General features: G+C 72.4%; 19 protein-coding genes. 17 read left to right on the forward strand and 2 right to left on the reverse strand.

Annotation, left to right across the window (positions count from 1 at the left end):
• Positions 1–36: 36 nt before the first annotated feature.
• The gene (gene efp, locus ACFV3E_RS10050; protein ID WP_319134977.1) at positions 37–603 is read left to right on the forward strand and encodes an elongation factor P; all 567 of its coding nucleotides are present in this window, start codon (positions 37–39) and stop codon (positions 601–603) included.
• Positions 604–605: 2 nt separating this feature from the next.
• Entirely contained in the window at positions 606–1,034 is a 429-nt protein-coding gene (nusB, locus tag ACFV3E_RS10055; RefSeq protein WP_500534225.1) for a transcription antitermination factor NusB, read from the forward strand.
• Positions 1,035–1,209: 175 nt separating this feature from the next.
• Here nusB and bldD read toward each other — a convergent pair whose 3' ends face one another.
• Positions 1,210–1,710 carry a transcriptional regulator BldD gene (gene bldD, locus ACFV3E_RS10060; RefSeq protein WP_018564185.1) on the reverse strand — a complete coding sequence of 167 codons (501 nt, stop codon included), beginning with the start codon at positions 1,708–1,710 and terminating at the stop codon, positions 1,210–1,212.
• 298 nt (positions 1,711–2,008) lie between these two features.
• Here bldD and pyrR point away from each other — a divergent pair, with 298 nt between their 5' ends.
• From pyrR to ACFV3E_RS10135, 15 genes are all read left to right on the forward strand, one after another.
• A complete protein-coding gene (gene pyrR, locus ACFV3E_RS10065) occupies positions 2,009–2,581 on the forward strand; it encodes a bifunctional pyr operon transcriptional regulator/uracil phosphoribosyltransferase PyrR (protein ID WP_500534226.1) in 573 nt (190 codons plus the stop codon).
• Positions 2,582–2,703: 122 nt separating this feature from the next.
• Positions 2,704–3,687, forward strand: a complete 984-nt coding sequence (locus tag ACFV3E_RS10070) for an aspartate carbamoyltransferase catalytic subunit (RefSeq protein ID WP_499510771.1) — start codon at positions 2,704–2,706, stop codon at positions 3,685–3,687.
• Positions 3,684–4,982, forward strand: a complete 1,299-nt coding sequence (locus tag ACFV3E_RS10075; protein ID WP_500534227.1) for a dihydroorotase — start codon at positions 3,684–3,686, stop codon at positions 4,980–4,982. Before ACFV3E_RS10070 ends, ACFV3E_RS10075 begins: the two co-directional genes overlap by 4 nt.
• Positions 4,979–5,551, forward strand: a complete 573-nt coding sequence (locus ACFV3E_RS10080; protein WP_500534228.1) for a PH-like domain-containing protein — start codon at positions 4,979–4,981, stop codon at positions 5,549–5,551. Before ACFV3E_RS10075 ends, ACFV3E_RS10080 begins: the two co-directional genes overlap by 4 nt.
• Positions 5,548–6,687 carry a glutamine-hydrolyzing carbamoyl-phosphate synthase small subunit gene (carA, locus tag ACFV3E_RS10085; RefSeq protein WP_500534229.1) on the forward strand — a complete coding sequence of 380 codons (1,140 nt, stop codon included), beginning with the start codon at positions 5,548–5,550 and terminating at the stop codon, positions 6,685–6,687. The genes ACFV3E_RS10080 and carA overlap by 4 nt, the downstream gene beginning before the upstream one ends.
• Positions 6,680–9,991 (forward strand): carbamoyl-phosphate synthase large subunit, encoded by a 3,312-nt coding sequence (carB, locus tag ACFV3E_RS10090; RefSeq protein ID WP_500534230.1) that lies wholly within the window; start codon positions 6,680–6,682, stop codon positions 9,989–9,991. Before carA ends, carB begins: the two co-directional genes overlap by 8 nt.
• A gap of 109 nt (positions 9,992–10,100) precedes the next feature.
• Positions 10,101–11,216: a quinone-dependent dihydroorotate dehydrogenase gene (locus tag ACFV3E_RS10095; RefSeq protein ID WP_500534231.1), complete on the forward strand. Its 1,116-nt coding sequence runs from the start codon at positions 10,101–10,103 to the stop codon at positions 11,214–11,216.
• Positions 11,213–12,046, forward strand: a complete 834-nt coding sequence (gene pyrF / locus ACFV3E_RS10100) for an orotidine 5'-phosphate decarboxylase (RefSeq protein WP_499510765.1) — start codon at positions 11,213–11,215, stop codon at positions 12,044–12,046. Before ACFV3E_RS10095 ends, pyrF begins: the two co-directional genes overlap by 4 nt.
• A gap of 224 nt (positions 12,047–12,270) precedes the next feature.
• Positions 12,271–12,594 carry an integration host factor gene (locus ACFV3E_RS10105; protein ID WP_018564176.1) on the forward strand — a complete coding sequence of 108 codons (324 nt, stop codon included), beginning with the start codon at positions 12,271–12,273 and terminating at the stop codon, positions 12,592–12,594.
• A 38-nt stretch (positions 12,595–12,632) separates the two neighbouring features.
• A complete protein-coding gene (gene gmk / locus ACFV3E_RS10110) occupies positions 12,633–13,190 on the forward strand; it encodes a guanylate kinase (protein ID WP_500370577.1) in 558 nt (185 codons plus the stop codon).
• Positions 13,191–13,219: 29 nt separating this feature from the next.
• Entirely contained in the window at positions 13,220–13,492 is a 273-nt protein-coding gene (rpoZ, locus tag ACFV3E_RS10115) for a DNA-directed RNA polymerase subunit omega (RefSeq protein WP_030610454.1), read from the forward strand.
• A gap of 103 nt (positions 13,493–13,595) precedes the next feature.
• Positions 13,596–14,807, forward strand: a complete 1,212-nt coding sequence (gene coaBC, locus ACFV3E_RS10120; RefSeq protein WP_500534232.1) for a bifunctional phosphopantothenoylcysteine decarboxylase/phosphopantothenate--cysteine ligase CoaBC — start codon at positions 13,596–13,598, stop codon at positions 14,805–14,807.
• 200 nt (positions 14,808–15,007) lie between these two features.
• The gene (gene metK, locus ACFV3E_RS10125) at positions 15,008–16,216 is read left to right on the forward strand and encodes a methionine adenosyltransferase (RefSeq protein ID WP_499510762.1); all 1,209 of its coding nucleotides are present in this window, start codon (positions 15,008–15,010) and stop codon (positions 16,214–16,216) included.
• A 133-nt stretch (positions 16,217–16,349) separates the two neighbouring features.
• Positions 16,350–18,497 (forward strand): primosomal protein N', encoded by a 2,148-nt coding sequence (locus ACFV3E_RS10130; protein ID WP_500534233.1) that lies wholly within the window; start codon positions 16,350–16,352, stop codon positions 18,495–18,497.
• Positions 18,498–19,077: 580 nt separating this feature from the next.
• Positions 19,078–19,581, forward strand: a complete 504-nt coding sequence (locus ACFV3E_RS10135; protein WP_500534234.1) for a GNAT family N-acetyltransferase — start codon at positions 19,078–19,080, stop codon at positions 19,579–19,581.
• Between the two features lie 103 nt (positions 19,582–19,684).
• Here ACFV3E_RS10135 and ACFV3E_RS10140 read toward each other — a convergent pair whose 3' ends face one another.
• Complete coding sequence (locus ACFV3E_RS10140) at positions 19,685–20,191, reverse strand: hypothetical protein (protein WP_500534235.1); 507 nt, start codon at positions 20,189–20,191, stop codon at positions 19,685–19,687.
• Positions 20,192–20,295: the final 104 nt, after the last annotated feature.

A 20,295-nucleotide genomic window follows, 5' to 3' on the forward strand; every position in this document is an offset into this window, starting at 1 on the left:
GGTCCCCGAAGCAGCAGTGCAGGAGATTCCGCAACCGTGGCCACCACGAACGACCTCAAGAACGGCCTCGTGCTCAAGCTCGACGGCGGCCAGCTCTGGTCCGTCGTCGAGTTCCAGCACGTCAAGCCCGGCAAGGGCCCCGCCTTCGTCCGTACGAAGCTCAAGAACGTGCTCTCCGGAAAGGTCGTCGACAAGACCTTCAACGCCGGCGTGAAGGTCGAGACGGCCAACGTCGACAAGCGCGGGATGCAGTTCTCCTACAAGGACGGCGAGAGCTTCGTGTTCATGGACATGGACACGTACGACCAGGTCTACATCACCCCCGAGGTCGTCGGCGACGCCGCCCACTTCCTCCTGGAGGGCTTCGAGGCCGTCGTCGCCATGTACGAGGGCTCCCCGCTCTACATCGAGCTCCCGGCCGCCGTCGAGCTGGTCATCGAGTACACCGAGCCCGGCGTCCAGGGCGACCGCTCCACCGGCGGCACCAAGCCCGCCAAGCTGGAGACCGGCTACGAGATCGGCGTCCCGCTCTTCATCACCACCGGTGAGAAGATCAAGGTCGACACCCGCTCGGGTGAGTACCTCGGCCGGGTGACCAGCTAACCGTGGCCGCTCGTAACAAGGCCCGCAAGCGCGCCTTCCAGATCCTCTTCGAGGCGGAGCAGCGGGGTGTCAGCCCCAAGACCGCCATGGCGGACTGGATCAGGCTCGCCCGGACCGACGACCGGCAGCCGCCGGTCAGCGAATACACGATGCAGCTCGTCGAGGGCTACGCCGAACGGGCGAGGCGCATCGACGAACTGCTGTCGAAGCACGCCGTGGGCTGGACCCTCGACCGGATGCCGGTGACCGACCGGAACATCCTGCGGCTCGGCGCCTACGAGCTGATCTGGGAGGACGACGTCCCCGACGCCGTCGTCCTGGACGAGGCCGTGCAGCTGGCCAAGGAGTTCTCCACGGAGGAGTCGCCCTCGTTCGTGAACGGCCTGCTGGCCCGTCTCAAGGAGCTGAAGCCCAGCCTCCGGGACGACTAGCCCCCGACACCGCCCACCGGGCCCGGAACGCCGCGCGTTCCGGGCCCGTGGCGTGTCCGTCCGGCGCGTGGCGCGCCGCGCCGGGGCGGGCGACGGGGCGGCAAACACAACCGCCCCTCAGACGCGGCCTGGCGGCCGCGCCCAAGGGGCGGGACGTTTCTGCTTCCCGAGGGCGTCAGCCCTCCTCGTGCTGCACCGCGCGCCGTGCGTCCGCGTCGAGGACGCCCCAGCTGATCAGCTGCTCGGTCAGGACCGAGGGCGACTGGTCGTAGATGACGGCGAGGGTGCGCAGGTCGTCCTGGCGGATCGACAGCACCTTGCCGTTGTAGTCGCCGCGCTGGCTCTGGATGGTCGCGGCGTAGCGCTGCAGCGGACCGGCCTTGTCGGACGGCACCTGGCTCAGTCGCTCGAGGTCGAGGACGAGCTTCGGCGGCGGCTCGGCGGCACCGCCGGGCGCGGAACCGGGCAGCAGCTCCTGGACCGGAACGCCGTAGAAGTCGGCGAGCTCGGCGAGGCGCTGCACGGTCACGGCGCGGTCGCCGCGCTCGTAGGAACCGACCACCACGGCCTTCCAGCGGCCCTGGGACTTCTCCTCGACACCGTGGAGGGAGAGTCCCTGCTGTGTGCGGATGGCGCGGAGCTTCGCTCCGAGCTGCTTGGCGTAATCGCTGGACATATGGCTCCCCGGACGGAAACTCAGTAACTCACTGTGAGGTTACGCAGCGTAATTGGAATCCGTCAAGCCGAATGGTCCACACCGGTCCCCCGGAAGAGCGAGGAATGGCCGGTCACCGGCCTTTCGGCCGGGATCCGCAGTCGATCGTGGTACGGGTGGCGGACCCGCCCCGAGAGCCGCGCCAGGCGGCCGCCAGGCCCCGCCAGGGAGCACGCCAGGGTGCCTGATACGGTTGACCCGTACGTTTTGGCGTCCTTTAAGGCCCGTCCAGTGAGGCGGGGAAGGAGGTCCCTTTTCCATGACCGTCATCGGTTCCGATCCGGTCCGGCCCGTCCTCGAGGCCCCGGACATCGCGCGGGTGCTGACCCGCATCGCGCACGAGATCGTCGAACGCGCCAAGGGCGCGGACGACGTGGTTCTCCTCGGCATCCCCACCCGCGGGGTCCATCTGGCCCGCAGGCTCGCCGACAAGCTCGACGTCATCACCGGCGGCAAGGTCCCGGTCGGCTCGCTCGACATCACCATGTACCGCGACGACCTGCGGCTCGGCCCGGCGCGCGCGCTCGCCCGCACCGAGATCCCGGCCGACGGGGTGGACGGCCGGCTGGTCGTCCTCGTCGACGACGTGCTCTTCTCCGGCCGCACGATCCGCGCCGCCCTCGACGCGCTGGGCGACATCGGCCGCCCCCGCGCCGTGCAGCTGGCCGTCCTGGTCGACCGCGGCCACCGCGAGCTGCCCATCAGGGCCGACTACGTCGGCAAGAACATCCCCACCTCGCTGCGCGAGACCGTCAAGGTCCACCTGACCGAGGAGGACGGGCGCGACTGCGTCCTGCTCGGCGTACGCGACGGCTCCCCGGCGGACGAGTAGCGCGGGCCCGCCCCGGCTCCCGGGGCAGCGCCCTGCCCGCCCGTCCCCGCCCCCGGCCTGCCCGGGAGACGTGGCGTGCCGCCACCCAGTCCGCCTCCGCACGCATCCTCCGGAGTGACCCGATGAAGCGCCACCTGATCTCGGCCGCCGACCTCACCCGTGACGACGCCCTCCTCGTGCTCGACACGGCGGAGGAGATGGCCCGCGTCGCCGACCGTCCCATCAAGAAACTGCCGACCCTGCGCGGCCGCACGGTCGTCAACCTCTTCTTCGAGGACTCGACCCGCACCCGCATCTCCTTCGAGGCCGCCGCCAAGCGCCTGTCGGCCGACGTCATCAACTTCTCCGCCAAGGGCTCCTCGGTGTCCAAGGGCGAGTCCCTGAAGGACACCGCCCTCACCCTGGAGGCCATGGGCGCCGACGCCGTCGTCATCCGCCACCACATGTCCGGCGCCCCGCACCGGCTGGCGTACTCCGACTGGATCGGCGGCAGCGTCGTCAACGCCGGCGACGGCACCCACGAGCACCCCACGCAGGCCCTGCTCGACGCCTTCACCATGCGCCGCCACCTGTCCGGCCCCGGCCGCGACCTGGCGGGACGCCGCATCACCATCGTCGGCGACGTGCTGCACAGCCGGGTGGCCCGCTCCAACGTGCTGCTGCTGGGCACGCTCGGCGCCGAGGTCACCCTGGTGGCGCCGCCCACCCTGCTGCCGATCGGCGTCGAGAACTGGCCCTGCGAGGTCTCCTACGACCTGGACGCGGTGCTCGCCAAGTCCGACGCCGTGATGATGCTGCGCGTCCAGCGCGAGCGCATGAACGCCGCCTTCTTCCCCACCGAGCGCGAGTACTCCCGCCGCTACGGCCTCGACGGCCTGCGCATGGCCGCGCTGCCCGAGCACGCCGTCGTCATGCACCCCGGCCCGATGAACCGCGGCATGGAGATCACCGCCGAGGTCGCCGACTCGCCGCGCTGCACCGCGGTCGAACAGGTGAAGAACGGCGTCAGCATCCGCATGGCCGTCCTGTACCTGCTGCTCGGCGGCGCCGAGCCCGCCGTCTCCGCCCCCGCCCCCGCCCGCACCGAGGAGAACAACCAAGCATGAGCGCGACCCCGAAGACGCTGATCCGCGGCGCGAGGATCCTCGGCGGAGAGCCGCAGGACGTCCTGATCGACGGCGAGACCATCGCCGAGGTCGGCCCGGACCTGACCGCCCCCGAGGGCGCCACGGTGGTCGAGGCCGAGGGCAAGGTCCTCCTGCCGGGCCTGGTCGACCTCCACACGCACCTGCGCGAGCCGGGTCGCGAGGACTCCGAGACCGTCCTCACCGGTACGCGGTCGGCCGCCGCGGGCGGCTACACCGCCGTCCACGCGATGGCCAACACCTTCCCCGTCGCCGACACCGCCGGCGTCGTCGAGCAGGTCTGGCGCCTCGGCCGTGAGCACGGCTACTGCGACGTCCAGCCGGTCGGCGCCGTCACCGTGGGCCTGGAGGGCAAGAAGCTCGCCGAGCTCGGCGCGATGGCCGACTCCGCCGCCGGTGTGCGGGTCTTCTCCGACGACGGCAAATGCGTCGACGACGCCGTGATGATGCGCCGCGCCCTGGAGTACGTGAAGGCCTTCGACGGCGTCGTCGCCCAGCACGCCCAGGAGCCCCGGCTGACCGAGGGCGCCCAGATGAACGAGGGCCTCGTCTCCGGCGAGCTGGGTCTGACCGGCTGGCCGGCCGTCGCCGAGGAGTCGATCATCGCCCGTGACGTGCTGCTCGCCGCGCACGTCGGCTCCCGCGTGCACGTCTGCCACCTGTCCACGGCCGGCTCGGTCGAGATCGTCCGCTGGGCCAAGTCCAAGGGCTGGGACGTTACCGCCGAGGTCACCCCACACCACCTGCTCCTCACCGACGAGCTGGTGCGCACCTACAACCCGGTCTACAAGGTCAACCCGCCCCTGCGTACCGAGGCCGACGTCATGGCGCTGCGCGAGGCGCTCGCCGACGGCACGATCGACTGCGTCGCCACCGACCACGCCCCGCACCCGCACGAGGACAAGGACTGCGAGTGGGGCGCGGCGGCCATGGGCATGATCGGCCTGGAGACCGCGCTGTCGGTCGTCCAGCACGCCATGGTGGACACGGGCCTGCTCGACTGGGCCGGCGTCGCCGACCGGATGTCGTTCCGTCCCGCGGCGATCGGCCGGCTCTCCGGCCACGGACGGCCCGTCTCGGCTGGTGAGCCCGCGAACCTCACCCTGGTCGATCCGGCATACCGTGGTGTGGTGAATCCCGCGGGCTTCGCCTCCCGCAGCCGCAACACCCCGTACGAGGGTCTGGAGCTGCCGGGCCAGGTGTTCGCCACCTTCCTGCGGGGCAAGGCGACGGTCATGGACGGGAAGCTCTCGTGACACCTCTGGTACTCATCGCGGCGGAGGGGAAGCACTCCGCCGAGGTCACCGACTGGTCGGCCCGCATCGGCTGGGTCGTCGGGCTGCTGCTCTTCATCGCCCTCGTCTACTGGCTGATGCGCCAGGGCTGGAAGTGGCGCGGCACCCTCCAGAGCGACCTGCCCGCCCTGCCCACCGCCCCCGAGGAGCCCGGCGAGCCCCGGCTCGCCATGCTGACGACGAGTGGCCGGTACCACGGCAGCACCACCGCCGGGCAGTGGCTGGACCGCATCGTCGCCCACGGCCTGGGCGTGCGCAGCCGGGTCGAGCTCACCCTCACCGACCGGGGGCTGGACGTCCGGCGCACCGGCGCGCCGAGCTTCTTCGTCCCGGCCGCGGACCTGCGCGGCGCACGCCTCGACAAGGGCATCGCCGGCAAGGTCCTCACCGAGGGCGGCCTGCTGGTGGTCACCTGGGCGCACGGCGACCGGCTGATCGACTCCGGCTTCCGCTCGGACCACGCCGCCGAGCACGCCGCGTGGGTCGAGGCCCTGAACACTCTCACGCACGACCAGGAAGGCGCACGATGACGACCTCCACCCAGCGGCCCGCGAGGGTCCCTGCCGTACTCGTCCTGGAGGACGGCCGCACCTTCCGCGGCCGCGCCTACGGGGCCGTGGGGGAGACCTTCGGCGAGGCCGTCTTCTCCACCGGCATGACCGGCTACCAGGAGACCCTGACGGACCCGTCGTACCACCGCCAGGTCGTTGTCATGACCGCCCCGCACGTCGGCAACACCGGCGTCAACGACGAGGACCCGGAGTCCTCCCGCATCTGGGTGGCCGGTTACGTCGTCCGCGACCCCGCCCGCGTACCGTCCAACTGGCGCTCCCGTCGCACCCTGGACGAGGAGCTGACCCGCCAGGGCGTCGTCGGGATCAGCGGCATCGACACCCGGGCGCTGACCCGGCACCTGCGCGAGCGCGGCGCGATGCGCGTCGGCATCTTCTCCGGCGACAAGGCGCAGACCGACGAGACCGCGCTCCTGGCGGCGGTCCAGGCCAGCCCCCAGATGAAGGGCGCCGACCTGTCGGCCGAGGTCGCCACCAAGGAGCCGTACGTCGTCCCGGCGGTCGGCGAGAAGAAGTTCACCGTCGCCGCGATCGACCTCGGCATCAAGGGGATGACCCCGCAGCGCATGGCCGAACGCGGCATCGAGGTGCACGTGCTGCCCGCCGGCGCCACCCTGGACGAGGTCTACGCGGTCAACCCCGACGGCGTGTTCCTCTCCAACGGCCCCGGCGACCCGGCCACCGCCGACCTGACCGTCATCCAGGGCGTCCTGGAGCGGAAGACCCCGCTGTTCGGCATCTGCTTCGGCAACCAGCTGCTCGGCCGCGCCGTCGGCTTCGGCACCTACAAGCTGAAGTACGGCCACCGCGGCATCAACCAGCCGGTGCAGGACCGTTCCACCGGCAAGGTCGAGGTCACCGCCCACAACCACGGCTTCGCCGTGGACGCGCCGCTCGACCAGGTCAGCGACACCCCGTACGGGCGGGTCGAGGTCTCCCACGTGTGCCTCAACGACAACGTGGTCGAGGGCCTGCGGCTGCTCGACACCCCCGCATTCAGCGTCCAGTACCACCCCGAGGCCGCCGCGGGTCCGCACGACGCCGCGTACCTGTTCGACCGCTTCGTGAAGCTCATGGAGGGCCAGCGTGCCTAAGCGCACCGATATCCAGTCCGTCCTGGTCATCGGCTCCGGCCCGATCGTCATCGGCCAGGCCGCCGAGTTCGACTACTCCGGCACCCAGGCCTGCCGCGTCCTGCGCGCCGAGGGCCTGCGCGTGATCCTGGTCAACTCCAACCCGGCCACGATCATGACCGACCCGGAGATCGCCGACGCCACCTACGTCGAGCCGATCACCCCCGAGTTCGTCGAGAAGATCATCGCCAAGGAGCGCCCCGACGCGCTCCTGCCCACCCTGGGCGGCCAGACCGCGCTCAACACCGCGATCTCGCTCCACAAGGCGGGCGTCCTCGACAAGTACGGGGTCGAGCTGATCGGCGCCAACGTCGAGGCCATCAAAAAGGGCGAGGACCGCGACCTGTTCAAGGACGTCGTCGCGGCCGTCCGCGCCAAGATCGGCCACGGCGAGTCCGCCCGGTCGGTCATCTGCCACACCATGGACGACGTCCTCGCCGGCGTCGACACCCTCGGCGGCTACCCGGTCGTCGTCCGTCCCTCCTTCACCATGGGCGGCGCCGGCTCCGGCTTCGCCCACGACGAGGAGGAGCTGCGCCGCATCGCCGGCCAGGGCCTGACGCTCTCCCCGACCACCGAGGTGCTCCTGGAGGAGTCCATCCTCGGCTGGAAGGAGTACGAGCTGGAGCTGATGCGCGACAAGCACGACAACGTCGTGGTCGTCTGCTCCATCGAGAACTTCGACCCCATGGGCGTGCACACCGGTGACTCCATCACCGTCGCGCCCGCGATGACGCTGACCGACCGGGAGTACCAGATCCTGCGCGACGTCGGCATCGCCGTCATCCGCGAGGTCGGCGTCGACACCGGCGGCTGCAACATCCAGTTCGCCGTCGACCCCGAGGACGGCCGGGTCATCGTCATCGAGATGAACCCGCGGGTCTCCCGCTCCTCGGCGCTCGCCTCCAAGGCGACCGGCTTCCCGATCGCCAAGATCGCCGCCAAGCTCGCCGTCGGCTACACCCTCGACGAGATCCCCAACGACATCACCGAGCAGACCCCGGCCTCCTTCGAGCCGACGCTCGACTACGTCGTCGTCAAGGTGCCGCGGTTCGCCTTCGAGAAGTTCCCCGTCGCCGACGCCACCCTCACCACCACCATGAAGTCGGTCGGCGAGGCCATGGCCATCGGCCGCAACTTCCCCGAGGCGCTGCAGAAGGCGCTGCGCTCCCTGGAGAAGAAGGGCAGCCAGTTCGCCTTCACCGGCGACCCGGGCGACAAGGGCGAGCTGCTGCTCGCCGCCCGGCGCCCCACCGACGGCCGGATCAACACCGTCATGCAGGCGATCCGGGCCGGCGCCACCCCGCAGGAGGTCTTCGACGCCACGAAGATCGACCCCTGGTTCGTGGACCAGCTCTTCCTGATCAAGGAGATCGCCGACGAGCTCTCGGCCGCCGACAAGCTCGACCCCGAGCTGCTCGCCGAGGCCAAGCGGTACGGCTTCTCCGACGTGCAGCTCGCCGCGATCCGCGGCCTGCGCGAGGACGTCGTCCGCGAGGTCCGGCACGCGCTGGGCGTCCGGCCGGTCTACAAGACGGTCGACACCTGCGCCGCCGAGTTCGCCGCCCGCACCCCGTACTTCTACTCGTCCTACGACGAGGAGAGCGAGGTCGCGCCGCGCGAGAAGCCCGCGGTGATCATCCTGGGGTCCGGTCCCAACCGCATCGGCCAGGGCATCGAGTTCGACTACTCGTGCGTCCACGCCTCCTTCGCGCTGAGCGACGCGGGCTACGAGACCGTCATGGTCAACTGCAACCCCGAGACCGTCTCCACCGACTACGACACCTCCGACCGGCTCTACTTCGAGCCGCTCACCCTGGAGGACGTGCTGGAGATCGTCCACGCCGAGCAGCAGGCCGGCCCCGTCGCGGGCGTCATCGTCCAGCTCGGCGGCCAGACCCCGCTCGGCCTTGCCCAGGCCCTGAAGGACAACGGCGTGCCGGTCGTCGGCACCTCGCCCGAGGCCATCCACCTCGCCGAGGACCGCGGCGCCTTCGGCCGCGTCCTGGACCGGGCGGGCCTGCCCGCCCCCAAGCACGGCACCGCCACCACCTTCGAGGAGGCCAAGGCCATCGCCGACGAGATCGGCTACCCGGTCCTGGTGCGGCCCTCGTACGTGCTCGGCGGCCGCGGCATGGAGATCGTCTACGACGAGACCCGCCTCGCCTCGTACATCGCCGAGTCCACCGAGATCGGCCCGGACCGCCCGGTGCTGGTCGACCGCTTCCTCGACGACGCCATCGAGATCGACGTCGACGCGCTCTACGACGGCCACGAGCTCTACCTCGGCGGCGTCATGGAGCACATCGAGGAGGCCGGCATCCACTCCGGCGACTCCGCGTGCGCCCTGCCCCCGATCACCCTCGGCGGCCACGACGTCAAGCGGCTGCGCGCCTCCACCGAGGCCATCGCCAAGGGCGTCGGCGTCCAGGGCCTGATCAACATCCAGTTCGCCCTGGCCGGGGACATCCTCTACGTGCTGGAGGCCAACCCGCGCGCCTCCCGCACCGTGCCCTTCACCTCCAAGGCGACGGCGGTCCCGCTGGCCAAGGCGGCCGCCCGCATCTCGCTCGGCGCCACCATCGCCGAGCTGCGCGCCGAGGGCCTCCTCCCGGCCCACGGCGACGGCGGCACCCTGCCGCTGGACGCGCCGATCTCCGTCAAGGAGGCCGTGCTGCCCTGGAGCCGCTTCCGCGACGTGCACGGCCGGGGCGTCGACACCATCCTCGGCCCGGAGATGCGCTCCACCGGCGAGGTCATGGGCATCGACTCGGTCTTCGGCACGGCGTACGCCAAGTCGCAGGCCGCCGCCTACGGTGCGCTGCCGACCAAGGGCCGCGCCTTCGTCTCGGTCGCCAACCGCGACAAGCGCGCGCTGATCTTCCCGGCCCGGGCGCTGGTCGAGCACGGCTTCGAGCTGCTGGCCACCTCCGGCACGGCCGAGGTGCTCAAGCGCAACGGCATCGAGGCCACCGTGGTGCGCAAGAAGAGCGAGGGCACCGGCCCCAACGGCGAGCCGACCATCATCGAGCTCATCCACGAGGGCGCCATCGACCTCATCGTCAACACCCCGTTCGGCACCGGCGGCCGCCTCGACGGCTACGACATCCGCACCGCGGCCGTCGCCCGCGGCGTCCCGTGCCTGACGACGGTGCAGGCGCTCGCCGCCGCCGTCCAGGGCGTCGACGCGCTCAACCGCGGCGACGTCGGGGTCCGCTCCCTCCAGGAACACGCGGAGCACCTGACCGCCGCCCGCGAGGCGTAGGCCCGGGAGGGGGACACCGATCCGGTGTCCCCCTCTCCACGAGCCCCCGCGCCCTGCCCCCGTGGCCCGCGGCACGGGGGGACCCCCAGCCCGCCGTGGAAGGCTTCGCATGTACTCCCTGCTGTTCAACCTGTTCTTCAAGCGCCTCGACCCCGAGCAGGCCCATCACCTCGCCTTCGGGTGGATCCGGCTCGCCGCCCGGATCCCCGGCTTGCGCACCTTCGCCGCCGCGCTGCTCGCGCCGCGGCACCCGGCACTGCGCACCGAGGCGCTGGGCCGCCGGATGCAGGGCCCCTTCGGGCTGGCGGCCGGCTTCGACAAGAACGCCGTCGGCATCGACGGGCTCACCATGCTCGGCTTCGACCACGTTGAGATCGGCACCGTCACCGCCCAGCCGCAGCCGGGCAACCCCAGGCAGCGGCTGTTCCGCCTGGTCGCCGACCGCGCCCTGATCAACCGCATGGGCTTCAACAACGAGGGTTCTGCCGCCGTCGCCGCGCGCCTGGCCGCCCGCAAGGCGGTCTTCCCGACCATGGTCGGCGTCAACATCGGCAAGACCAAGGTCGTCCCGGAGGAGGAGGCGGTCGCCGACTACGTCACCTCCACCGAGCGGCTCGCCCGGCACGCGGACTACCTCGTCGTCAACGTGTCCTCGCCCAACACCCCCGGACTGCGGAACCTGCAGGCCGTCGACCACCTCCGGCCGCTGCTCAGCGCCGTCCGTGAGGCCGCCGACCGCACCGTGGCCGATCGCCGCGTCCCCCTGCTGGTCAAGATCGCCCCCGACCTCGCCGACGAGGACGTGGACGCCGTCGCCGACCTGGCCCTCGACATCGGTCTGGACGGCATCATCGCCACCAACACCACCATCGCCCGCGACGGCCTCGGACTGCGCTCGGACGCCTCGCTGGTCAAGGAGACCGGCGGGCTGTCCGGCGCCCCCCTCAAGGAACGCTCCCTGGAGGTGCTGCGCCGCCTGTACGCCCGCGTCGGCGACCGCATCACCCTCGTCGGCGTGGGCGGGGTCGAGAGCGCGGAGGACGTCTGGCAGCGCATCCTGGCCGGCGCCACCCTCGTGCAGGGCTACAGCGCCTTCGTCTACCGAGGTCCCTTCTGGTGCCGCACGATCCACCGGGACCTCGCCGGGCTGCTGCAGGCCAGCCCGTACGCCACCCTCGCCGACGCCGTCGGCGCAGAGACCCGGAAGGAAGCCACCCCGCGATGAACCCCGAGCCCTTCGGCGCCCGGTTGCGCCGCGCCATGGACACCCGTGGACCGCTCTGCGTCGGCATCGACCCGCACTCCTCCCTGCTCTCCGACTGGGGCCTGCAGGACGACGTCGCCGGACTGGAGCGCTTCACCCGCACCGTGGTGGAGGCGCTGGCCGACCGGGTCGCCGTCCTCAAGCCGCAGAGCGCCTTCTTCGAGCGCTTCGGCTCGCGCGGCATCGCCGTCCTGGAGACGGCCGTCGCCGAGGCCCGCGCGGCCGGTGCCCTGGTGCTGATGGACGCCAAGCGCGGCGACATCGGCTCCACCATGGCCGCGTACGCGGCCACCTACCTGGACCCCGCCTCGTCGCTGTTCTCGGACGCGGTCACCGTCAGCCCGTACCTGGGGTTCGGCTCGCTGCGTCCCGCCCTGGACGCCGCCCGGGCGAGCGGAAGCGGCGTCTTCGTGCTCGCCCTGACCTCCAATCCGGAGGGCGCGGAGGTGCAGCGGTCAACCACGGCGAGCGGCGCGTCCCTCGCGCAGGTGATGCTGAACCACATCGCGGCGGAGAACGAGGGCGACCTGCCGCTCGGATCGGTCGGCGCGGTCGTCGGCGCGACGCTCGACCAGGCGGGTGTGGACCTCGCCGTGAACGGCCCGCTGCTCGCCCCCGGCATCGGGGCCCAGGGCGCGACGGCGGCCGACCTTCCGCGGGTCTTCGGGGAGGCCGTGCGCAACGTCGTGCCGAGCGTCAGCCGGGGCGTACTGAAGCTCGGACCGTCGGTCTCCGCACTGCGCGAAGCGGCGGAACGCGAGGCCGCACAGCTCGCCGAAGTCGTCAAGTAGCGGTCAAGACGTCCGGAAACCTGCGCAGATTTGTCCGAAAAGTCCTGGTCGGTTGACGCTGACCAGGACTTTTCTTCTTGTTTGCGCTGACTGACGCCGCTGGGGCCGCTAGTCTCCGTCGAGAGCGCGCAAGCTGCGCGTTTCACGTTGCCCCTGCAGGTGGGGGGCGACTAGGTTCCACACCGGTCCGTATCCGACAGTTCTACTTCCGAGGTGACGTAGGCGTGGCTCTTCCGCCCCTTACCCCTGAACAGCGCGCTGCCGCGCTCGAGAAGGCCGCCGCGGCTCGCCGGGAGCGCGCCGAGGTCAAGAATCGGCTCAAGCACTCCGGCGCCTCGCTGCACGAGGTCATCAAGCAGGGCCAGGAGAACGACGTCATCGGCAAGATGAAGGTCTCCGCCCTCCTGGAGTCCCTGCCCGGCGTGGGCAAGGTCCGCGCCAAGCAGATCATGGAGCGGCTCGGCATCTCCGAGAGCCGCCGGGTCCGTGGGCTCGGCTCCAACCAGATCGCATCCCTGGAGCGCGAGTTCGGCAGCCCTGCTGCCTGACGTTCCCAGCACCCTCCGGGAACCGGGATAATCGCTCCATGAGTGAACGTCCGCGGCTGACCGTGCTCTCCGGCCCCTCGGGGGTCGGCAAGAGCACGGTCGTCGCTCATATGCGCACAGTCCACCCCGAGGTGTGGCTCTCCGTCTCGGCCACCACCCGCAAGCCCCGCCCCGGTGAGAAGCACGGGGTGCACTACTACTTCGTCGAGAACGACGAGTTCGACAAGCTCGTCGCCAACGGCGAACTGCTGGAGTGGGCAGAGTTCGCGGGGAACCGGTACGGCACGCCGCGCCAGGCGGTGCTGGAGCGCCTGGAGGCCGGCGAGCCGGTCCTGCTGGAGATCGACCTGCAGGGCGCCCGCCAGGTCCGGGAGTCGATGCCCGAGGCGCAGCTGGTCTTCCTGGCGCCGCCGAGCTGGGACGAGCTGGTCCGCAGGCTCACCGGCCGGGGCACCGAGGCTCCCGAGGTCATCGAGCGCCGGCTGGAGGCCGCGCGGGTCGAGCTGGCGGCCGAGCCGGAGTTCGACACCACCCTGGTGAACACCTCCGTCGAGGACGTCGCGCGCGAGCTGCTAGCCTTGATGGCTGTAGTCTGATCTTTTTGCACCCAATCGGAAGGTAGAGCGTGTCCTCTTCCATCACCACGCCCGAGGGCATCATCAACCCGCCGATCGACGAGCTGCTCGAGGCAACCGACTCGAAGTACAGCCTCGTGATCTACGCGGCCAAGCGTGCCCGTCAGATCAACGCCTACTACTCGCAGCTCGGCGAGGGCCTGCTCGAGTACGTCGGTCCGCTCGTGGACACCCACGTGCACGAGAAGCCGCTGTCGATCGCGCTGCGCGAGATCAACGCGGGTCTGCTGACCTCCGAGGCCGTCGAGGGCCCCGCTCAGTAACCGCGCCCAGGTGTTTCATCACGGGCCCGGCGGCACGACCGCCGGGCCCGTGGTGTGTCATGGGTACTACGCACCACGGTCCAACACAGCGCGGGAGAGGTCGATGGGGAAGCCACAGGTCGTCCTGGGTGTGAGCGGCGGGATCGCCGCCTACAAGGCGTGCGAGCTGCTGCGCCGGTTCACCGAGTCGGGCCACGACGTGCGCGTCGTGCCCACGGCCTCGGCGCTGCACTTCGTCGGTGCGGCCACCTGGTCGGCACTGTCGGGCAACCCCGTCTCGACCGAGGTGTGGGAGAGCGTCCACGAGGTGCCGCACGTGCGCATCGGACAGGGCGCGGACCTCGTCGTGGTCGCCCCCGCCACCGCCGACGTGCTCGCCAAGGCCGCCCACGGGCTCGCCGACGACCTGCTCACCAACACCCTGCTCACCGCGCGCTGTCCCGTGGTGTTCGTGCCCGCCATGCACACCGAGATGTGGGAGCACGCCGCCACCCAGGAGAACGTGGCCACGCTGCGCCGCCGCGGCGCCATCGTCCTCGAGCCCGCGGTCGGCCGCCTCACCGGCGTCGACACCGGCAAGGGCCGGCTGCCCGAGCCCGCCGAGATCTTCGAGGCCTGCCGCCGCGTGCTGCTGCGCGGCCCCCGGGCGCTCGAGACCGACCTGGCCGGACGCCATGTCGTCATCAGCGCCGGCGGCACGCGCGAGCCCCTCGACCCCGTCCGCTACCTGGGCAACCGCTCCTCCGGCAAACAGGGCTACGCCCTGGCCCGCACGGCCCTGGCCCGGGGCGCCCGGGTCACCCTGGTCGCCGCCAACACCGGCCTCGCCGACCCGGCGGGGGCGGACGTGGTGCGCGTGGGCACGGCGGTGCAGCTGCGCGAAGCCGTGCTGAAGGCCGCCTCCGACGCCGACGTGGTCGTGATGGCGGCCGCCGTCGCCGACTTCCGCCCGGCGCGCTACGCCGAGGGCAAGATCAAGAAGAAGGACGGCGAGGAGCCCGCGCCCGTGGAACTGGTGCGCAACCCCGACGTGCTCGCCGAGCTTTCAGCCGAACGGCCGCACCCCGCCCAGATCGTCGTCGGCTTCGCCGCCGAGACCGACGACGTCCTCGCCAACGGTCGCGCCAAGCTCGCCCGCAAGGGCTGTGACCTGCTGGTCGTCAACGAGGTGGGGGACCACAAGGCCTTCGGCTCCGAGGAGAACGAGGCCGTCGTGCTCGGCGCCGACGGCAGCGAGACCGCCGTGCCGTACGGGCCCAAGGAGGCGCTCGCCGAGCAGGTCTGGGACCTGGTCGCCGCCCGACTGCCTCGATGACACTTCGGGGCGGTACGTGTCCGCTACTGGCGTTCCGTCCCGAGGTGATGCACAGTGTCGCAGGTCACGGCATATCCAAGGTGCGAGATGCCGTGTCCCTGCACATGGTCGACAGATAAACTGACCCATGGCCCGCCAGGCGCAGCCCTGCGCGAGCCGCCAATGATCAGCCAGCAGCCGCTGCAACCCCAGGGAGCGATGTGTCCCGCCGCCTGTTCACCTCGGAGTCCGTGACCGAGGGTCACCCCGACAAGATCGCTGACCAGATCAGCGACACGATCCTCGACGCGCTGCTCAAGGAGGACCCCTCCTCGCGCGTCGCCGTCGAGACGCTGATCACCACCGGCCTGGTGCACGTCGCCGGAGAGGTCACCACCAAGGGATACGCGGACATCGCGACCCTGGTGCGGAACAAGATCCTCGAGATCGGCTACGACTCGTCGAAGAAGGGTTTCGACGGCGCCTCCTGCGGTGTCTCGGTCTCCATCGGTGCGCAGTCCCCGGACATCGCGCAGGGCGTCGACACGGCGTACGAGAGCCGGGTCGAGGGCGATGACGACGAGCTCGACAAGCAGGGCGCGGGCGACCAGGGCCTGATGTTCGGCTACGCCTGCGACGAGACCCCCGAGCTGATGCCGCTCCCGATCACGCTGGCGCACCGGCTCTCCCGGCGGCTGTCCGAGGTCCGCAAGAACGGGACCATCCCCTACCTGCGCCCGGACGGCAAGACCCAGGTCACCATCGAGTACAACGGCGACAAGGCCGTGCGCCTCGACACCGTGGTGGTCTCCTCACAGCACGCCAGCGACATCGACCTCGAGTCGCTGCTCGCGCCCGACATCCGCGAGTTCGTCGTGGAGCCGGAGCTGAAGGCGCTGCTCGACGACGGCATCAAGATCGACACCGACGGGTACCGGCTGCTGGTCAACCCCACCGGGCGCTTCGAGATCGGCGGCCCGATGGGCGACGCCGGCCTCACCGGCCGCAAGATCATCATCGACACCTACGGCGGCATGGCCCGCCACGGCGGCGGCGCCTTCTCCGGCAAGGACCCGTCCAAGGTCGACCGCTCCGCCGCCTACGCCATGCGCTGGGTCGCCAAGAACGTCGTCGCCGCGGGCCTCGCCTCGCGCTGCGAGGTCCAGGTCGCCTACGCGATCGGCAAGGCCGAGCCCGTCGGCCTGTTCGTGGAGACCTTCGGAACCCACACCGTGGACCACGAGAAGATCGAGCAGGCCATCGGCCAGGTCTTCGACCTCCGCCCGGCCGCGATCATCCGCGACCTCGACCTGCTGCGCCCGATCTACTCCCAGACCGCGGCCTACGGCCACTTCGGCCGCGAGCTGCCGGACTTCACCTGGGAGCGCACCGACCGCGTCGAGGCGCTGCGCCAGGCGGCCGGCCTCTAGGCCCTACCGTCGGGCGCGCGCCCGCCCCACGGCCTGACGACGGCCCCGGACCCCAGCGGTCCGGGGCCGTCGGCGTGCGCCGGGACCCCTCCGGCGGCGTCCGGTGTCCGACGCGTCTGGTAACACTGAGGCTGTGAGCAGCGAGGACGACCGGCAGGTGTCCCCGGCGGCGGAGCCGCACGGGGGAGAGCAGCTCGCGCTCATCCGGGAGACGGTGCGCAAGGCCAAGGAGCCTCGCGCCAAGCCGCGGACCTGGCGGGGCGCGGCGCTGGCCGAGGGGCTGCCGGTGGCCCGCGTCCTGGTCGACAAGGGCCTGCTCCACCTCGACCAGTACTTCGACTACGCGGTGCCCGCCGCGATGGACGCCGAGGCGCGGCCCGGCGTGCGCGTCCGGGTGCGCTTCGGCGGCCGCGTCGGCAAGGGCGGCCGCCGCGAGGGCGGGGAACTGCACGACGGCTTCATCGTGGACCGCCTCGCCGAGAGCGACTACCGCGGCCCCCTCGCCCCGCTCGCCCAGGTCCTGTCGCCCGAGGAGGTGCTGACCCCCGGGCTGCTGCGGCTGTGCCGGGCCGTGGCCGACCGCTACGCGGGCGCCCTCGCCGACATCGTGCAGCTCGCGGTGCCACCGCGCCGGGCCAAGGTCGAGGCGGAGCCGGTACGGGAGCCGCCGTCCATTCCCGGCGCGCCCGAGCCCGGGCCGTGGCGGCGCTATCCGACCGGGCCCGCGTTCCTGCAGGCACTGGCCCGCGGCGACACCCCGCGGGCGGTGTGGACGGCGCTGCCCGGGCCCCACTGGCCCGAGGAGATCGCCCGCGCCATGGCGGCGACGCTCGCCTCGGGACGCGGGGCGCTTGCCGTCGTACCGGACGGCCGCGCGGCCGCCCGCGTCGACGAGGCGCTGAGCGCGATCGTCGGGGAGGGCCGCCATGTGCTGCTGACCGCCGACGCCGGGCCGGAGGAGCGGTACCGCCGCTGGCTGGCGGTGAGCCGGGGCAGCGTACGCGCCGTCGTCGGCACCCGGGCCGCGATGTTCGCGCCCGTGGCGGAGCTGGGGCTGGCCGTGCTCTGGGACGACGGCGACTCCAGCCATGCCGAGCAGCACGCACCGCAGCCGCACGCCCGGGACGTCCTGCTGCTGCGGGCCGCGGAGGAGCGGGCGGGCTTCCTGCTCGGCGGCCTCACCTGCACCGTGGAGGGCGCGCAGCTGGTCGACACCCAATGGGCGCTGCCGCTGACCGCACCGCGCGAGCAGGTCCGGGCCGCCGCGCCCCTGGTCCGTACCGTCGGCGAGGGCGACGAGGCGCGGGACGCCGCGGCGCGCGCGGCGCGGCTGCCGTCGGTGGCGTGGCAGGTGACGCGGGACGCGCTGCAGCGCGGCCCGGTGCTGGTGCAGGTGCCCCGGCGGGGCTACGTGCCGCGGCTGGCCTGCGAGCGCTGCCGCGAGCCCGCCCGGTGCGCGCACTGCGCGGGACCGCTGCAGCTCGGCGACGGGGAGAGCGCGCCGCACTGCGGCTGGTGCGGGCGGCCCGAGGCGGCCTGGCACTGCAAGGAGTGCGGCGGCTTCCGGCTGCGCGCGCAGGTGGTCGGTGCCCGGCGCACCGCCGACGAGCTCGGCCGGGCCTTCCCCAAGGTGCCGGTGCGGACCTCAGGGCGCGACGGCGTACTGGCCTCGGTGCCCGGCACGCCCTCGCTGGTGATCTCGACCCCGGGCGCGGAACCGGTCGCGGAGGGCGGCTACGCCGCGGCACTGCTGCTGGACGGCTGGGCGCTGCTCAACCGCCCGGACCTGCGGGCGGGGGAGGAGACCCTGCGCCGCTGGGCCGCCGCGGCGGCATTGGTGCGCCCGGCCGGCGAGGGCGGCACGGTGGTCGTCCTCGGGGAGCCCACGCTGCGTCCCGTGCAGGCCCTCGTCCGCTGGGACCCGGTCGGCCACGCGGTGCGCGAGCTGGCCGAACGCGCCGAGCTGGGCTTCCCCCCGGTCTCCCGGATGGCCGCCGTCAGCGGCCGCCCCGCCGCCGTCGCCGACCTGCTGGCCACCGTCCGGCTCCCGGAGGGCACCGACGTGCTCGGCCCGGTGCCGCTGCCGATCACCGATCCCGCGCGGCCCCGTCGTTCCGGGGACACCCCACCCGGCGAGCGCTGGGAGCGCGTGCTGCTGCGCGTGCCGCCGGGCAAGGGCTCCGCCCTGGCCGCCGCGCTGAAGTCCGCGCAGACCGCCCGCATCGCCCGCAAGGAGCCCGACCCGGTCCGGGTCCGCATCGACCCGCCCGACATCGGCTAGCGTCCCGGGCGGCGAGTAAGGCGCCGCGTTGGCGTCCGCGTGGGGCGCCCGCAGGGAGCCCGCACCGCGTAGCGCCCGTGGCGGGAGTCGGCCGGTGGAGGGTGCGTCCTCGTCGGCCCGGCGCCGCGGGGTGTCTTCGGCCGATGGCGTCGCGTTGAGTCTGCGCAGACCGCCCCGGAGCGCGCGCGGGGAGCATGACCTGGGTGGGCCCCGGTTGTGTGGGGCGGCCGGGTGGAGCGGGTGCCGCCCGGCAATGGCGCCGCCTTGGCGGGCGTCGCACTCCGCGGGGGCGCTCGCATCAGCCGCTGCCGGCCGGACCCGGGTGGGGACCCGGCGGTGGGTGCGGGCGGGGAGAGCCGATCACCGGTGCCGGGCGGTCCTGCTGTTCGAGGGGCCCCATCGCGTGGGCCGGGTAGCGCCCCCGTCCTGAGGGGGCACCCCCGGCCGAAGGCTGGGGGAGGGACTTTGACGACAGGACCCGGCACCGCCGCGTCGCCGGTAGGAGGCACCGTGGCGGGCGCCGGAGGCGGATGCTGCGGTCGGGGAAATGCGCTTGACGCGCCGTCCTAGGGTTCCGGGTATGACCAGCACGCTCCGTCTGGAGAAGATCACCCCCGACAACGTCGGCGCCGCGATCGCCCTGAAGGTCCGCCCCGACCAGGAACACCTGGTGGCGCCGGTCGTGAAGTCCCTCGCGGAGGCGTACGCGTACGGGGAGACGGCCTGGCCCCGGCTGATCGTCGACGGCGACCGGATCGTCGCTTTCCTGATGGCCTTCTTCGACATCGACTTCGCGGCCGACGGAACCGGCACCGACCTCCGCTCCGGTCTGTGGCGCCTCGCCGTCGCGGCGGGCGAACAGGGCCGTGGCTACGGCAGGTTCGCCGTCGAGTCCGTCGCGGCGGAGATCCTGCGCCGGGGCGGCACCCGGGTCACCACCACCTGGCATCCCGGCGAGGACGGCCCGGAACGTTTCTACCTGGGGCTCGGCTTCCGGCCCACGGGGGAGTCAAGCGGCGGCCAGACCGTGGGGGAGCTGGAGCTGGGTCCGGCCCGGCTGCCCGCGGAGCACCGGCGGCCCTGACCGCGGTGCGCCCGTGCCCGTACGCGCCCGTACGCGCCCGCCCCGGCGGCCGTCCTGTCGGCGTGGCGGGCGGCGGGGCGGGCGTGCCCGGGGAGCCGCCGGATCAGCCGGTGCGCGGGGAGGGGACCGCTCCGGGGACGGCCTCGTCGCGGGGGGCGGGGGCGACGTGCGCGGGCATCGCGCGGGCCGCGGGCACGGAGGGCACCACCGCCGGGGCCGGGGGGTCGCCGTGGACCTCCGCCACGGCCGCTCCGGGCGGCGCCGAGCGCCGGTTGCCGTACCGCCGGTGGACGGCCTGCTTGGTGACGCCCAGGGCGGAGCCGACGGCGTCCCAGCTGAAGCCCAGGGAGCGGTCGAACTCGACGGCGGCGGTCACCAGGGTCTCGACGCTGTCCCGCAGCTCCTGGGCGAGCCGGACGGTGGGGGCGGGGGCGCGGCCGTAGACCACGAATCCCGCGGACGGCCCGCCCCGGCGGGGACGGTAGACGTTGCCCAGCTGGGTGGTGAGGGTGCGCAGCGCGTCGACCTGTCGGCGGACCCGCTCGATGTCCCGCACCAGCAGGTGAAGGCTCGCCCTGGCCTGGGCGTCATGAGTTGCGTGTTCGGGCATCAACTGGCCTCTCGAACCGGCTCTTGTGGGTCAAACTCCATTGACCAACGCGCCAGACTCCCGTGGAGTCACGCATAAGGGGCGCATCGCACCCTTCGGGGGGC

This window comes from Streptomyces sp. NPDC059718, assembly GCF_042733315.1.
Taxonomy (GTDB): Bacteria; Actinomycetota; Actinomycetes; order Streptomycetales; family Streptomycetaceae; genus Actinacidiphila.